The organism is Oleiphilus sp. HI0066 (genome assembly GCF_001635725.1).
The window spans coordinates 1-668 of record NZ_LWFH01000053.1; the positions used below are offsets into that span (position 1 = coordinate 1).

A 668-nucleotide genomic window follows, 5' to 3' on the forward strand; every position below is an offset into this window, starting at 1 on the left:
GCATTTTATGCGGAATCGCTATTGCCAAGTTAATCGTAACCGCCGTAAGTCTTGGGCTTGGAATGCCCAATGGCATGATTGGTCCAACGCTATTTATCGGGGCAACAGTAGGCGGTGCGCTTGGTATTATTGCGCAATGGATTATGCCCTTCGCATCCTCAACAGGTTTTTATGCCATGCTTGGAATGGGCGCAATGATGGGCTCAGCCCTACAAGCACCTCTTGCCGCATTAATGGCTATTCTAGAGCTCACCCAAAATCCAAATATTATTCTTCCCGGCATGTTAGCAATCGTGATCTCAAGTATGTTTGCGAGCACAGTGTTCAAGCAGAGATCAATATTTATCAGCTTGCTCGAAGCGCAAGGGCTCGATTATTCGAACAGCCCAGCCGTTCAAGCATTGCGCAGCGCAAGTGTCGTCGCAATCATGGATAGAAAGCTTTCCCGCGCACAAAAATCCATTGAACTTGAAGACGCTCAAGAACTACTTCGTCAAAAACCAAACTGGATCGCGGTTGAAAACGAATCAGGTCAAACCATGTCATTGTTGCCTGCGGCGGATCTGGTTCATTTTTTATCGTCTTACGAAGACAACGATAAGCTACCTGAGCAGATTGCCCTGTTAGAGATCCCGGCTCAACGACGTGATGTTGCTAACATTTCTTAC

Annotated in this window: 1 protein-coding gene; it reads left to right on the top strand. The window is 47.0% G+C overall.

Annotated features, from left to right (window positions below; all coding sequences use genetic code 11):
- Positions 1–668, top strand: a 668-nt coding sequence (locus tag A3738_RS01035) for a chloride channel protein (RefSeq protein WP_197473495.1), incomplete at both ends; no start/stop codon positions are given.